This window comes from Vibrio sp. QJM3NY_26, assembly GCF_057786005.1.
In genome coordinates this window covers 1,344,245-1,359,767 of sequence record NZ_CM173516.1, presented here as the reverse complement: position 1 = coordinate 1,359,767, position 15,523 = coordinate 1,344,245, and the positions used below count along the sequence as shown (strand labels likewise).

Genomic DNA, 15,523 nt, shown 5'->3' with positions numbered 1-15,523 from the left:
ACGATTACCTTTCACCAAATGCGACACTCACATTGGTGTAGATCGGTTTCCATAAATACTGGAATACTGATTTCTCACCAGTGGTAATATCTACCTCGCCCGTCATACCTGGCAAGATAGAAAAGCTCTCAGGATTATCACGGAAATAAGGAACATCCACCGAGACGACTACTTCATAATAGATCTCGCCACGTTCGCTTTGACTTGTGGTCGGTGAAATACTCTCAACCGCCCCTTTTAGCGCCCCAAAGCGGCTGTAATCAAACGCATCAATCTTGATACGAGTCGGCTGCCCTACACTCACAAAACCAATATCTCTTGGCGACAAACGGGCTTTAAAATCGGCTTTCCCACCAACAGGAACAATTTCAACCACAGTGCCACCCGGCTGAATAACACCTCCGTTCTGTGTACTTGGCAGGCTTTGCACCAAACCTTGTAGCGGCGACACTAACATGGTGTTCGTCAATTTCGCTTGGCTTGAACGTACTCTGGCGTTCAGGGCTGACAAGTCAGAGACAGCTTTAGAACGATCATCGCTCACTTTAGCTTTCGCCTCCGCAAGAAGCTGTATGATTTTTTGATCATTACTGTCAGCTTGTCTAATCAATACAGACTTCTTGCCACGAGCTTCTTCAATTTTCTGCTCAATGCTGGCCAGTTTTTGACGCATTTCAAGCACACGTAAGCGTGAAATGTTGCCCGATTTATAACCCTTTTCTAGTATGTTCAACTCTTGCTTGGTCGCATTCAACTCTTTCTCATAACTCGGCAAGGCCTTTTCTACACTACGAAGCTGCTCTGCAATTTGCTCACTCTCTTTCTCAAGCACCACTCGCTTTTGGAAGTACAGGGCTTTTTGCGCGTTCAGCTGCGCTTTTTGTTGGCTGACGATCTCTGGGTAATCGACCTCGAACTCAGCAAGGTTAGGCTCGCGTTGTTCAAGCAGCGCATTCATACGCTCCACACTGGCTAGAAGCGTCACTTGTTGAGACTTTAGTTCCTCGAGGGCGGTACGCTGGAAAGTGGCATCAAACTCAACAAGCGGCTGGCCTTTCTCAACCAACTGGCCTTCTTTTACGAGAATTTGCTTTAACTTACCGCCAATCGCACTTTGTAATACTTGCTTCTCGCCTTCCGGAATCACAGCGCCTTTGGCTTTGGCAATTTCATCAACTTGAGTGACGACAGACCAAGTGGCAAAAGCAATAACACATAAGGCAACCGACCATGTGGCCAGCGCTAATGTACGAGCCGTATTTTGTGATTCTACAAGTTCACCGTAGCGCTTGCCCTTCTCGATAGATTGTTTAGTCATTAGCGACTCCTTGCTTAGACTCTGATTGTTCTTGTTGGGCTGCATTTTGTTGAGCAGACGAATCTTGAGTTGACGGCTGTAGCTCTTGAGATAACGGTTGCTCAGATAACTGCGGTTCTTGAGAAGCTTGAAGTTCTGAAGGCTGTTCCTGATTCGAAGACTGCTCCGGCTCTAATGGACCGGCATAAACCACTGCACCTTCATTTAATACCACAACTTTATCGGCAAGCTTGATTAAATCCGGATCGTGGGACGTGTAGATCACGGTTGCTTTTCCTTTTTTAGACTGCACAAACTCACCAAATATACGTTTAGCATTTGGGTGAGCATCCGGCACAGGATTATCCATTAAGAACATAGGGTAGTCATAAACCAGCGCTTTCGCGTCAATGAGGATCTGCGCGACGCTGCCAGACAACATGTCAAAAAGGCTGTCCGGCTGAATACTGCTGATGGAAGTATCGAGCCCACCTGATAATGTCTCGAACCAACGCTTTCCGCCCACCATTTCAATTGCAGAGATCATTTTCTGATCTTCGACTTTATGGCCGTCGTTTAGCCACTCTCGAATACTCAGCGTAAGCAAATCAGGATAAGCGGCTCGAATGAAACACCAGTGACGATAGAGCTGCGGGTCGTATTGGACGAGGTTAACGCCTTCAAGCTCGACCATGCCGTTTTGGATAGGCTGCAAGCCAGACAGCACTTCAATTAATGTTGATTTACCGCTCCCAGAAGGGCCGGTAATCGCGACAATTTCACCGGCTTCAATATCAAAGCTGACACCATTCAAGGCAGGGCGACTCTGTTTGGGATAGCGCAGTGTCACTTGGTCTAATTTCAAATTAGGCGCTACCACAGGTAACGGGTGATGCTGGTAACTGAATTCACGCTCAGACGGCTGAGACAAAATACGGTTCACTTGCAGCTTGGATTGATTAAAGCTATTAAAACGCATCGCACTGTTTGCCAACACCTGAGCAGGACCCGTCACTTTAGATATCAACATCATTGAAGCAATCAAACCACCAGGGGTCATCACTTGTTCAAAAATAAGTCCTATACCTAACCCCATCACGGCTAATGTCGAACCAACCCCAATGAAATAGTAAATCGAGGTGTACCGGCTCTGGAGAACCGATTGATTAAAGGTCACTGTTGAAGCAAGAAGATTGGCCTTTTTGAAGCGTTGAATCCAGTGCTCTGAGAATCCGGCACTGCGAATAAAGGCAAGCTTGGATGACAATTCATTGGTCATATTTTGACGATTTGTACCTGCTACCGTCGATTGCATTGAGCGCTTGCTACTTGAGCGTATCGAACGCTTAGCTAATAGGTAATAAAGAACCAAAGAAACGATAGGAACCAGTACTAACCACCCACCTAACACACCTATCGCAAGGACAAAAATTAGAATGAATGGCAGATCAAACAGCGCATTTCCTAATGGCCCTGAAAGCACACCTGAAATACGCTCCGACAACATCACTTGGTTTTGTTGACTAGAAGAAGCTGTTTGCTGATTTTGCGCATAGCTATTTCGAAGCAGACGCTGCACGAGGGATTGAGAGATCTCACGACTTACTCGGTTGGAAACTGAAGCAAACACTCGGCTACGCAATGTTCTCAACCAACCCATCATCATAAACAACAACGCCGCGCCAATGGCGATACCTTGCAGCTCATGCCCTGCATCACCGCCAATCACATGGTCATAAATTGACATCGTGATGAAAGGAACGGCAAGCGCAAATAAGTTAGTGATAAAACTGACTAGCAGCAATTTAGGAATAATGGGGCGAAACGCATGTAGCCGTTCGCCAACCCAATCAGGAGAAGCCTTCTCTAGTGGTGGACCTTCGATAACAATACAAAACTGTGGGATCTGGGTAATGTCTTCATTGGTATCAAAAGCAATAAACTGTTTCGATTCTATATGACCACAGACCAACTCATGTTCACCAAGCACCAGTAATACTAATTTGTGTTCGCCAACTTCATCTAGGTTGGCAACCAAGCGATAAGGCAATGCAAGCCTGTCGAACAGGGCAAACATATCATCTATTGATTCAATCCCATTTTCATCGACCCATTGATGGGCGAACAACTGGATATTCGCATTCACTTCCAACTGCTTAAGAACGGAAAGGCTCTCGGTTTCTAAATGATTCATCACCTCTTGTCGACCGTTGGTATCTGCACGGTTGTTCGTACCTGAAGGGTTACCAATATCTAAACGATTCATACGATAGCCTCCTGATTGCTCTCGCTGTCGACCGTAAGAGCTCGACTTTCCACTGTAATGATTCGATTAGCCAATTCGCGAAGCTTCGAATGGTAGCTGACCATCAGTATCGTGCGTCCTGCCGTCACTTCTTCTTCCAACACCTTAGCTAGGTTTCCAAGGGCATCTAAATCAAGTGAAGAATCCGGCCTTTCCAACATGATTATGGGTTTATCGCTTGCCAATTGAGCCGCGATATTGAGCATTTTCACGTTACCCATACTCAACAAAGAAGCACTCGTGTGGCCGATTTGTGTCTCTAGTCCATCAGGTAATCGAGTAATTTCCTTGGTTAAACCCAAACGCTTTGCATAGTCACTGGCGCTTTGCGTTTTCTCAGGGTCAAAGCCACACAAGTTATCAAGAATGGTCCCCGACACCAACTGCCCTTTAACGCCACAGTAGGCAGCAATATTGGTTACGGATGCGATTGAAACTGCAGATCCGTTAATGAAGCACTCACCCGCTTTCAGATCATCAATACCTGCAATCGACGACAATAAATGACTGTTGGTGTGGCGATCCTCACTCTCTAACAATACCAACTCACCTTTATTCAGGGTGACATCTGCATGAGAGAATTCACCGTATCTTTCAACGGTCGCTTGCTTAATTTCCAACGTCTCAAAGTCAGATAAGTGGTTCTCAGCTTGCTCAGAATCTGAAGATTCCGATAATGATAAGTCACTCAATTTTTCTATTGCCTGATTGGCACTGTGTATTGAATTAAGCTTGATTCTAACCCCAACCAGAGCACTCAAAGGCGCAACCGCTCTGCCAGATAAGATAGAACATGCCGCTAATCCACCAGTAGTTAACTGCCCATCCAACACCCACAAGCTCCCCGTAATCACCAGTAAAACTGACGTCGCTAATGCGGCAAGTTGAATACACTCTTGGGCGAAGGCGTTCTGTTCTTCTTCTCTCGCTTTAGACTGAGAGCGAACATTATTGAGGGATTTAAACTGATTGAAGATTCGAGACTCAACGGCCTGACGTTTGATTCCCTGAATGGTTTGGCTCAGCAAAATCAAGAACGCTTTTCGCTCCTGCTCATCTTGAGAGGCTTCTTCACTTAAGCTTTTAACGCGAATAGAAGATAACCAAACGATTCCGAGCGTAATAAGCCAAACTGCCAAAGGTATCGCCACCAGCTCACCGCCGATGTAAGCCACTAAGCCCAAGAAGATCAATGCAAAAGGTAAATCAATAAAGCCTGCAATCACACCACCGGAATACCAATCTTTGACTTTTGATACTGAGCCCAGCCCCTCTTCCACACCGCCAACACCAATGTGGCGAAGATGGCCTGATGAAGCCGTTGTTACTCTTTCAACCAAGGTTTGATAGGTCGCTTTCTCGGTATTGCTGGCCGCGGCTGACAAAAGCCAAGTACGCACAAACCTGATCAATGCTTCCATGGCAACAGCCAACGCTGCACCCGCCAACAACAAAGTGGCAGTACCGTAACTTTGGTTAGGTAAAATACGATCATAAATTTGTAAAACCGTTAACGGAACGGCGAGAGAGAGAAGATTTATGAGTAAAGAAGGCAGTAGGACTTTTCCTACCACCCCTTTGTTTTTCATTGAACTTGCGGGCATACACAATCCTTATCCATGCTTATGAAATAAGATTGGTACACCATGTTGAGTATTGCAAGGTAACGGACTGATTTAACGTGTTTTTCAATATAACTATGACGCAGATCTTCCTACACAAATCTTCCGTTCTATTCGTGCTCTACAATCTGTTGTCATAATCCTCAATCGCCTGCTTTAACTTTGTAAAATCCGAATCACACAAGTGCTTTCTTAATGACTCAAACTTCTCTTCAGGCCAGTCGTATATTTTCATCGAAATCAGTTCTTCGATAACGGACTTGTCAAAACGGTACTTAACGACTTTCGCAGGAGAACCACCAACAATACTGTAGGGTGCGACGTCTTTTGTCACAACGCTATTCGCTGCAACTACAGCGCCTTCGCCAATCGTAACTCCGGGCATCACCATCGCTCGCATGCCTAACCACACCCCATCTTCAATATGGGTATCGCCTTTGCCGATATAGGCGTCTTCAATCACATCCATAAATGGATACAGTGAAAACCAGTCGACTCTGTGGGTATGGTTACCGCCCATGAGAATGACCACTTCTGCCCCGATACAAACATAGTCACCAATATAGAGTTCGTCGATTTCCCAACGAGGCTCCCACTGACGACTGACTTCGTCACCATGAAGATAACGGACAACTGAACCTTCAAACCCATTGTCCCAGCAATCGCTGTAGTAACTGTGTTGACCTTTGATGTGAATGTTGGGGTTGCTGACTACTTCATGCAGCAATTCGAATTTAGACCAATGCTTGTTTTGCATTTTTACCTCTGATTAATCTTTATTAGTTAAATATCAATATATTCGACAATACAGATTCAACGTGCACAGTTTCGCTGACGTAGTAGCAATGGGTGCCCTGATACATCAATAGTGTAGTCACAGTTGAAATGATCGTAATGCCGCTGAAACTAAAAAGGCGTCAGTGGATTCGAGGTTGCTTTAAGAGAGGAAGTAATTTCAAAGTTTGCTCAGTTTGTTATCGATAACTTGGTTAGATAATTTACAGGTATATTGTATCCGTTAATGCACACTCATTTGACAGAAGAATGTGATTAATAAGGTTACAAATATCGTTTCGTAGAATACGGAATGAACAAGAGCCTGCGCGATTACACAGGCTCAAACTTAGACTCGCTTATAAATTTAGGCTTACGCTTGGGTCTAGGATCAGCGGTTACATGCGAGCAAGTTGTACTTTTCTGTCTTTGTTCACGACACAGAAGTTACCGCGCTTGGTACGACACTTAGAACATCGCTCACATTCAACAGGGCTTCGGTCACCCTCTTTCCAACGCTTAACTAAATGGGGTTCAGAAAGCAGCGGTCTTGAAAGCGCGAAGTATTCAATGCCAGTATTGTTTGCAATCGCTTCGATAGCATCAAAATCAGTTAGGCCACCAACCGTCATAACTGGGATATTAACGTCTTGGCTGATTGCGTGACCATACTCCTGGAAGTAGCCTTCTGCCTGAATGGTAAAACCATCGTGCGACTCGCCAATCATAGTGTCTGCTTTGCCATGAATATTGCCTGACACAACAATGCCATCCACACCAATTTCTTCAAGCTTCTTGCACACCAAGCGAGTTTCATCAAACGTCACTCCGCCCTCGAAAAACTCAGAAGCTGTAAGCTTAACTAAGATTGGGAAATCATCGCCAACTAGCTTACGAGTCGCGGTATAGATCTCTAACAAAAATCTCATGCGGTTCTCAAGGCTACCACCGTATTCATCTTCACGTTGGTTGTAATAAGGGCTTAAGAACTGGTTAATTAGGTAAGTGTGAGCGGCATGAATTTCAACGCCATCAAAACCTGACTTCTGTGCTCTTAATGACGCTTGAGCAAAGGCATCAACAATGTAGTCGATCTCATCTTTGGTCATCGCTTTGCCTAGTGTTTGAGTTCCTTTTTCTGGAACCTCACTTGGTGCGTAGATTACTCGCTCGCCAAGATCATGCGTGGTTTTGGTGCCACCATAAGCCAATTGCATCACGATTTTAGAGTCGTTGTCGTGCACCAGTTGAGTCAGCTTCTGATACTCTGAAATGAATGAGTCGTTATACATACCCATCATGCCCGCATTCGGCTTTTCTTCTTCAACGATGTTCGCGTAACCCGTCACGATCAGGCCGACTTCACCTTGAGCCAACTCTTCATAGATAGCGTACAGTTTATCTGTCATATGCCCATCTTCGGTGGCCATATTTTCCCACGTTGCACTTCTCATGAAGCGGTTCTTTAGTGTCATCTTGCCAATGTGGGTTTCTGTAAACAAAGTGCTCAAGTGTCTTCCTCTCAAAATCGTGTTACGCGAGTTACCCATCAAGCATGGGCACTGATTCAGGCGGATACTACAGAGAATAAACTAGGGAAAACTTAATCTAGATTAAGAGAGCGGCACTCTCATATGAGAAAAAGGCAGAAAGAGATCAGAAAGACAGAAATTAGAGAAGACAAAGGAAGTAAACAGAAGCCACTTAATTTCACTAAACGGCTTCACAGATTTATAAGCTTATAGCTTTATAGCTTTATAGCTTGAAGGCTTTACTAAAATTCAGACTTAACAGCGTTACCCATATTTAACCGTAGGATCAACACACTGATAGATCTGCCCAATGCTCGCTTCATTGGTTAACAAGGCTTCGATAAGTCGCGCCACTTCTTGCCGGTAAATCACACCATGTACTTCCACTTGTTGAGAAAGATCACCGTTTCCAGTCACCTCTCCATCGAGCAAACCACCTGGACGTAAGATGGTGTAACCCAGAGAACTCGAGGTTAGCCAAGCTTCAGCCAACGACTTTTCACGAACCGCTGCGCCAAACCCTTTTCTAGATCGCTCAGATAAATACTGCCAAGAGTCACCACAACCTAACGACGTTACCAGCACAAATCGAGCGATACCATTGGCTTCAAGTGCATCAGTCAGATGTCGGTGTCCAATGTAATCAACGGGAACATCCGCTCTGAAGCTGCCCATACTAGAAACGACCAGTGCCGATTTAGGTAATTGAGCGACCACAGATTCAACCTGTTCTTTATCGGTAGCATCACAACGCAGTGTGGTGATACCAAGTTCAGCCAAGCGCGTGTTCTTCTCTGGGCTTCTCGCAATCGCTATCACTTGATAATCTTGTTTGTGAAAATGCTCAACAATTGCAGCACCCAATCCACTTCCTGCTCCCCATACAACGACAGTACTCATAAAAAACCTCATAATATTCATGTTGTAGTGATATTAACCAGACAATTTAAACCGTTCCTTTATTGAGATCAATAAATGAGAATAAGTCTCAATATTATTTTTATTTTTTTGCCAGCTCTTACTAATCCGTTCAAAAGCACGACCACTTATCATAATTAGACATTGGTTGATTGAATTGCCCAAACATGTCTACTAAAGTAATTTTAATACAATGACTTAGTCTCGGTGGTTATGAAAAAAGAACGCATTCAATACTCTTTCGACGTGTGGTTATTTATTCCTGATGAAGACAAACTCATCATGAATGATGAAGACGTGATCATCGACAATCGCTTGTCCAAGCTACTCAACTTTTTCTGCCAAAATCCTAAGATCGTATTCTCACGAGATGAGCTGATTAATGAAGTCTGGAATGGCTCAATCTTGACAGATCAGGTGATCACGCAAGCCATTTTTGAACTGCGCAAAATACTCAAAGCGGCTGAACGACATTCCATGGGACACATCATCACCGTGCCCAAACGCGGTTATAAACTCGATGTTGATGTACACAAAACCATCTTAGTACCTGCAAGTATCACCACAGATACCGTGTCAGTTGCAGACATGAATCATGCACCTAATGCTTTTGGTTCCTTTCCTTCAACTCAATCAAACGCACCTGATACATCGCCAGTTTTGGATGAGGATAAAAAACAACAAGTCGAACCAAAAGCAGAATCGGTTACTGGTGAGAACCTAATAAGCGATCAAGGCTCAGAGGCCAAAACCGTACTCGAAGAACCTAAAGAGAGTTCAATCGATGCAACCTCAGAAAAACCTGCTTCACAAGAGCCTGTTCAGCCTATCGCTTCGAAACCTAGCGCTTCGAGGCCTAGCGATTCGAGCTATGTCGATCCAAGCCATACCGATTCGAGTACAGCACAGTTCATTCAACAGTCACCTGTAAATAAAACAGCTAACGACAAACAAGCGCCTATAGCAGCCAATAAACCTCAGAAAAGAACGTCTCGTGCTGTGATGTTTGGGGGCGCTATAGTTATTGCGCTTGGACTTATTTGGTGGACGTTAAAACCGACCAGCCCTACATCGGACGCCTTCGATTTGAGCAGTTTAAATACCGCCGCTAATGAATCAAACCAACCACTCGCTGACTCAAATCAATCAACGGAACAAAATCGTCTTAATCAAACAGCAAACAGCCAAAATCTAGATGCCCACAAAGCACACGAATCTGTGCACTACTTGTCTTTAGAGCCTAGATACATCTACGTAAGTATCGATGACAACTTGAAGACGGATGCCTTTAAGCGTGGGATCATCCATAAATTAATGAGCTACTTGACCACCTATCGCGATTTTCGTGTCGTAATCGATGAAACCTTGGTGCCAAATTCAGCCAACGTGATCAGTTTCAAGAGTGAAATTGATGGTGATAGAGAATACCTTGATATCACCTACTTCAACCGAATTTCTAACTTCAGACACCTAGGTCGAGATTACCTGATTGACCCAGCTTCACTCCACACGACCATGCGTTCAATGCTCGATGACCTGTTGGATTCATTTAGTTTGGATATTCAAAAATCGATATTAAAGCAACAAATCTCTGAGTTACCCAAACAAGAAGAAGCCTTAAAGCTCACCCTTGAAGCGCTCGGACTCACCTTCATGACATTAGACAGAACCGACACATTGTCTAAGATCGCCCAAGCCAATGAGCTAGAACCCGACAACCACTTCGTTATGTCGAACCGTTACATGTATGAGCTTGCCGACATTTTTATAATGAGATCGAAGAATAAGAATAAGCAGGTTGAAGCGCTCAATAAGAAATTCAAAAAACAGTTACTAAATGCTCAGAACAATGCTAACTCTTATCGAGTCTATGACGCGTTAGCAGCCTACTTCCTCACTGAAGATAACCCTGACCAAGCCGAATACTATCTGAGCTTGATCCCGAGGAATGAATACAGTGTGATGTCTATGATTATCTTGGCAAAAATTGAAGAATCTCAAGGCAACCCTTCAATGGCGGAAGAGTATTACTATGAAGCGATATTAGAATCTGGCCACCCTGTAGTTTTGAAAGTAGCTCAAACACTGTTTTTCAAAAGTAACATCACCGAGATTGAATCCAAATTGGGTATCAAGCATTGATGAGTTTATAATTCTCGATCATTAAGAAGCACACAGCCCATACAGGCGATGTGCTTCTTGTGAGCTAAATACTAGTGAATAAAATAACAAACTGGATAACGGACTAAACTTCTTGCTCTTGCCCGCGGTGATCCGCAGCCAAGTAGGTGTATATCGTTGGTACAACGAACAGAGTGAATAATGTGCCCACCGACATACCAACCGTGATGACCAAACCAATCGAGAAACGGCTTTGAGCACCAGCTCCGCTTGCAATGAGCAGCGGTACGACACCGACAACCATCGCAGCTGTGGTCATCAATACCGGTCTCATTCGAACAGTCGCTGAACGAATAGCGGCCTCGCGTCGGCTACATTTCAATTCCTGTTGCATTTGGTTTGCAAACTCCACAATCAGAATACCGTGCTTACTGATTAAGCCTATCAAGGTCACCAGCCCTACTTCGGTGTATATGTTGAGCGTATCAATGCCTAAATACAGTGGCATCAGAGCACCAAAGATAGACAATGGCACACTGGTTAATACCACTAGTGGGTCTCGCAAACTTTCAAATTGAGCAGCCAGAACCAAGTAAATAATCACAAGAGCAAGGAAGAACGTCGTAACCAGTGAAGAGCCTTCTTGTAGGAACTGTCTCAATTGGCCTGAAGTATCCGTCGTATAAGATTTAGGCAATATCTTCGCTGCCCCTTCTTCCATCACTTTATAGGCTTCACCGATACTGATTCCCGGCATCATTTTCGCTTCAATCATGGCGCTATTAAGCTGTTGAAACTGATCCACTTTCGATGGCTGTACTGATTGGCTAATTTCAATCAATGACGCCAGCGGGACCATCTCATTGGTGTTAGAGCGTACGTGGTAGCTCTTCAGATCATCCCAAGAGTTACGGTTCTCGTTAGGTACCTGAGTGATAACTTGATAGCTGCGCTGATCCATCGAGAAGTAATTCACGAAGCCTTCACTGATAAAGCGAGACAACACGGTACCGATGTCTTGTGCGTTCACGTTCATCTGAGCCGCTTTATCGCGGTCGATGCGAATCTCTACCTGTGGCTTATTAAAATTCAGGTCGTTTTGCACATAGATGAACTTGCCACTCTTCTGTGCGTACTCTTTCAGTTTTTCAGCGTACTGATAGAGATCCTGATAAGAACCCGTTGGCGTTTTCAGAACCATTTGGAATGGCAGACCTTGCGGCGTGCCTGGCAAATCCGGTGGAGAGAAGGTATACACCTGCAAACCCGGTAATACAGAACTCTCATTTTCGAAACGTTGCATTACCTCTTTTGCTGTTGCTTCGCGCGAATCCCAATCTTTCAAAACACCCAAACCAAAGAACGCATTGTTGTTCATGTAACCGTTATCTAGCATGGTCATTTCGACTTCATCGTTCTTGCTGATAGAGTCAATAAGAGCCGGAGTAAAGTGGCGAATGTAATCGGTATTCGCTTGTGCAGGACCTTGTCCCATCACAATCATCACGCCTTGATCTTCTTCAGGTGCCAGTTCAGATGAAGTATTCATAAACATGAACACCAGACTGATCAGCAACGTTCCTACCACAGGCCAAATATAAACACGGTTATTCAACACATGTTCGAGCACTTTACGATAGCGCTCTGTTACGCCTTCAATTACCGCATCGATTTTCTTAACCAGTTTTCCGTCGAGAACCGATTTATTAAGCAGTTTTGAACACATCATCGGCGTTAGCGTTAAGGCGATGAAACCCGAAATTAGTACTGAACCCGCCAAAGTGAATGCGAACTCAGTAAACAACTTACCGGTGAGTCCACCCATGAAACCAATCGGCGCATACACTGCGGCCAATGTAATGGTCATCGCAATAACCGAGCCTGCAATTTCACGAGCACTGTCTATTGCTGCCTTAATTGGGCTAGTGCCGTCTTCTAAGTGACGGAATGTGTTTTCCACAACAACGATGGCATCATCAACCACCAGCGATATTGCTAATACCATGGCAAGCAGCGTCAACAGGTTAATACTGAAGCCCATGCTCAACATGAAGAACATAGAGCCAATCAATGACAAAGGAATCGTTACGAGTGGTATCAACATCGCTCGCATTGAGCCCAAAAAGGCGAAGATAACGATGACAACGATCAGTGCGGCTTCGATTAAGGTTTTTGCTACTTCATCAATTGAGGTTTCGATAAACTTAGTCGAGTCATAGATTACATCCGCTTTAATACCTTCAGGTAAGCCTGCTTGGATCTGTGGAAGCAATTCGTAAATGCCTTCAACAACGGTCAATGGGTTAGATGTTGCCGTATTGCTGATCGCCGTTGATACGGTAGTCACACCATTGAATTCAACGTCTGAGTCATAGTTTGCTGCGCCTAGTTCAACCGTCGCCACATCTTTTAAGTGCACCAGTTGCCCGTCATGCGCTTTCAAAGCCATGTTCTTGAAATCGTCTACAGAACTTGAATCGGTATGAGCGTTAATATCAACTTCGATATAAGGGTTTTGCAACTTGCCCGCCGCACTCACAATGTTATTTGCACGAAGCGCGTTTTGAACATCTTCAGCCGTCAGAGCATATGAAACCAGTCGCTTAGGGTTCAGCCAGATTCGCATTGCAAAATCTTCTTGCCCCAATATGTCGACCTTTGACACCCCCTCAACAGTAGAGAAAGTCGGCTTAACTACGCGGCTCACATAGTCCGAGACTTGCTCCGTCTTCAATGTGTCACTCGAAAATGAAACATATAAGATCGGAGATTGAGACGTCGATTTAAGAATACTCGGGTCCAATACACCCGACGGCAGCTTATATTTCACTTGCTGCACGAGAGACAAAATTTCGGTCAAAGCACTATCAGACGGGTACCCTAGCTTCAAATAAACCGTGATAACCGACTTACCCAGAGCACTATCCGATGTCATGTAATCAATGCCCGCTGTTTGAGCAATTTCTGCCTGCAGTGGCTGCGTTACATACCCTTGAACGCTGGATGCACTGGCACCTGGATAACTCGTTGTAATGGTAATAACGCCTGTTTCAATTTCTGGATATTGACGCACTTGCAGTGAGGTGAAGGCTTTAAGGCCTAACACCAACAGTACAAGGCTTAATACCGTAGCCAAAACTGGACGTTTGATAAATACATCAGTAAATGTCATGGGAGTTTCCTAGTTACTTTGCTTAGTACTTTTGTCAGTAATCAACGGATGTTGGTTATTAACCAGAACCCATCCACTATTCTTGAGTTGGTGTTGGTTTGAAGTCACAACCACATCCCCCTCTTTCAAGCCCGAAACCACACCAACATAACCGCCTTGTTTGGGGCCGACTTCAACAGTGCGCTGCACAACCTTGTACTCGTAAAATGGTGATGCATCGTTGCTCGAATGTTCGCTGGCCTTTTTAGTCGACGTATCCAACACAAACACGGTGTTTCCGTATAAGGTGTAACTGATCGCAACAGAAGGTACTGCCACGATAGTGTCCGATTCTGATGTGATTAACGTAGCGTCGACATACATACCCGCCTCTAACGGCACGGCTTGGTTAGCCATGGCTCTCAATTCGATATTGTGCGTGTTGCTGTCTGAGCTCGGTTCAATGGCAGAAATCGTGCCGTGAAAGACTTCATCGTTCGTTGCTTCTGAATAAAACTGTAAATCTTGCCCTACCTTCACATCGTGTAAATAAAGCTCTGGAATAGAGAAATCGACATATTGCTTTGATTTGTCTTCCAGCTCGACAATCGCTGTGCTTGAATTAATAAAGTCACCCACATCGATATTACGAATCCCAACGCTGCCAGAAAATGGCGCTTTCACTTTCATGTAGTCAATTTGCGTAGCAATATATTCCAGCTTTGCACCTTCAGCATTAAATTGAGCTTGTAGTTTATCAACCGAGTTTTTTGAAACACTGTTATTTCTAAGGAGCAATTTGTTTCTCATCAATTCAACTCTTACCAATTCAACTTTGGATAGTTGGCTCTTATAGTTGGACTTCAATAACGCATCATCCAATTTAACAAGAACATCACCTTTATTTACTGGCTGACCTGAAGTAAATAGAATCTCTTTTACTTGGCCTGACATTTGACTCGTCACATCAATAGATTGATTAGAATGAATGTTACCAATGACTTTTAAACTTTTATCCCAAGTGTCTTGATTTACTTTTTCCGTTGTTACAGATATAGCTGGCAATTTAAAATTAGCGACCTTCTCTTTGATCATTTCACCTTTTACATAATGAAAGCCAAATACAAAAGACAGTAATATAAAAAGAGCTGACCCGACAATAACGCCTTTATACTTACTCATGTGTTCACCTTGTTTTTTAAGTCTGGTCATTCTATCTATCGACACTGCCAATAAATCAAACTCATATAACATCCACCCAATCTTATATAAAATAAAAATCAAACATTAAAAATCAAACACTTACCATGAAAACATCAATCGACACTCAATTTTTGTTTTATTGCTATTTTATTTAAACATGATTTATCTATTTTCTCGATCGATATAATTCTCATCGTTCCTTAAAAAAATAAACGAGTTAACTATGTCGAATCAAATTAATCACACTAAAGTCGCTATTAAAGAAAAGATGAAACGTATATATGGAGAAGATGTTACACATAAACATAATAAAGACCATTTAGAATATAGAGAACATCAACCCTCTCATTCTGGTCAACATGGTGGCGACCCAGAAGGTCATAAGCATTTAGTCAATCACCATTCTGATGGTCATCATGATAAACATCACAAAGATAAAATTCATGACCATAAAAAATCATCGCGACTGCATCATAAAAAAGTAGAAGGCTGGATGAAGCCCAGATTATTAAAAATAAAGCATTAGATCAGTTCATCAACCAAATATTGATTAATGCTTAATCAAACGTTAAACCAAATTAAAAAATGAAATAGCGAGTC

General features: G+C 43.7%; 10 protein-coding genes. 2 read left to right on the top strand and 8 right to left on the bottom strand.

The features are described 5' to 3' along the window. Positions 1-4 precede the first annotated feature (4 nt). From AC3CH4_RS21355 to AC3CH4_RS21330, 6 genes are all read right to left on the bottom strand, one after another. Positions 5-1,318, bottom strand: a complete 1,314-nt coding sequence (locus AC3CH4_RS21355) for an HlyD family type I secretion periplasmic adaptor subunit (protein WP_048614198.1) — start codon at positions 1,316-1,318, stop codon at positions 5-7. Next, the gene (locus AC3CH4_RS21350; protein WP_237298211.1) at positions 1,311-3,563 is read right to left on the bottom strand and encodes an ABC transporter transmembrane domain-containing protein; all 2,253 of its coding nucleotides are present in this window, start codon (positions 3,561-3,563) and stop codon (positions 1,311-1,313) included. The genes AC3CH4_RS21355 and AC3CH4_RS21350 overlap by 8 nt, the downstream gene beginning before the upstream one ends. Beyond that, positions 3,560-5,206, bottom strand: a complete 1,647-nt coding sequence (locus AC3CH4_RS21345) for an ABC transporter transmembrane domain-containing protein (protein ID WP_237298212.1) — start codon at positions 5,204-5,206, stop codon at positions 3,560-3,562. The genes AC3CH4_RS21350 and AC3CH4_RS21345 overlap by 4 nt, the downstream gene beginning before the upstream one ends. 139 nt (positions 5,207-5,345) lie before the next feature. Further along, a complete protein-coding gene (locus AC3CH4_RS21340) occupies positions 5,346-5,981 on the bottom strand; it encodes a CatB-related O-acetyltransferase (protein ID WP_114635164.1) in 636 nt (211 codons plus the stop codon). A gap of 415 nt (positions 5,982-6,396) precedes the next feature. Next, positions 6,397-7,509 carry an NADH:flavin oxidoreductase gene (locus AC3CH4_RS21335; RefSeq protein WP_488543767.1) on the bottom strand — a complete coding sequence of 371 codons (1,113 nt, stop codon included), beginning with the start codon at positions 7,507-7,509 and terminating at the stop codon, positions 6,397-6,399. A 285-nt stretch (positions 7,510-7,794) separates the two neighbouring features. Next, positions 7,795-8,430: an SDR family oxidoreductase gene (locus AC3CH4_RS21330; protein WP_054545621.1), complete on the bottom strand. Its 636-nt coding sequence runs from the start codon at positions 8,428-8,430 to the stop codon at positions 7,795-7,797. Positions 8,431-8,661: 231 nt separating this feature from the next. Between AC3CH4_RS21330 and AC3CH4_RS21325 the strand changes: the two genes are divergently transcribed. After that, on the top strand, positions 8,662-10,590 hold the full coding sequence (locus AC3CH4_RS21325) for a winged helix-turn-helix domain-containing protein (protein ID WP_488543766.1): 1,929 nt from the start codon (positions 8,662-8,664) through the stop codon (positions 10,588-10,590). A 103-nt stretch (positions 10,591-10,693) separates the two neighbouring features. On the opposite strand, the gene AC3CH4_RS21320 is transcribed toward AC3CH4_RS21325, so the two are convergent. Further along, a complete protein-coding gene (locus AC3CH4_RS21320; RefSeq protein WP_488543765.1) occupies positions 10,694-13,741 on the bottom strand; it encodes an efflux RND transporter permease subunit in 3,048 nt (1,015 codons plus the stop codon). A 9-nt stretch (positions 13,742-13,750) separates the two neighbouring features. Next, positions 13,751-14,902 carry an efflux RND transporter periplasmic adaptor subunit gene (locus AC3CH4_RS21315; RefSeq protein WP_488543764.1) on the bottom strand — a complete coding sequence of 384 codons (1,152 nt, stop codon included), beginning with the start codon at positions 14,900-14,902 and terminating at the stop codon, positions 13,751-13,753. A gap of 244 nt (positions 14,903-15,146) precedes the next feature. On the opposite strand from AC3CH4_RS21315, the gene AC3CH4_RS21310 reads away from it, so the two are divergent. Beyond that, the gene (locus AC3CH4_RS21310) at positions 15,147-15,449 is read left to right on the top strand and encodes a hypothetical protein (RefSeq protein WP_488543763.1); all 303 of its coding nucleotides are present in this window, start codon (positions 15,147-15,149) and stop codon (positions 15,447-15,449) included. Positions 15,450-15,523: the final 74 nt, after the last annotated feature.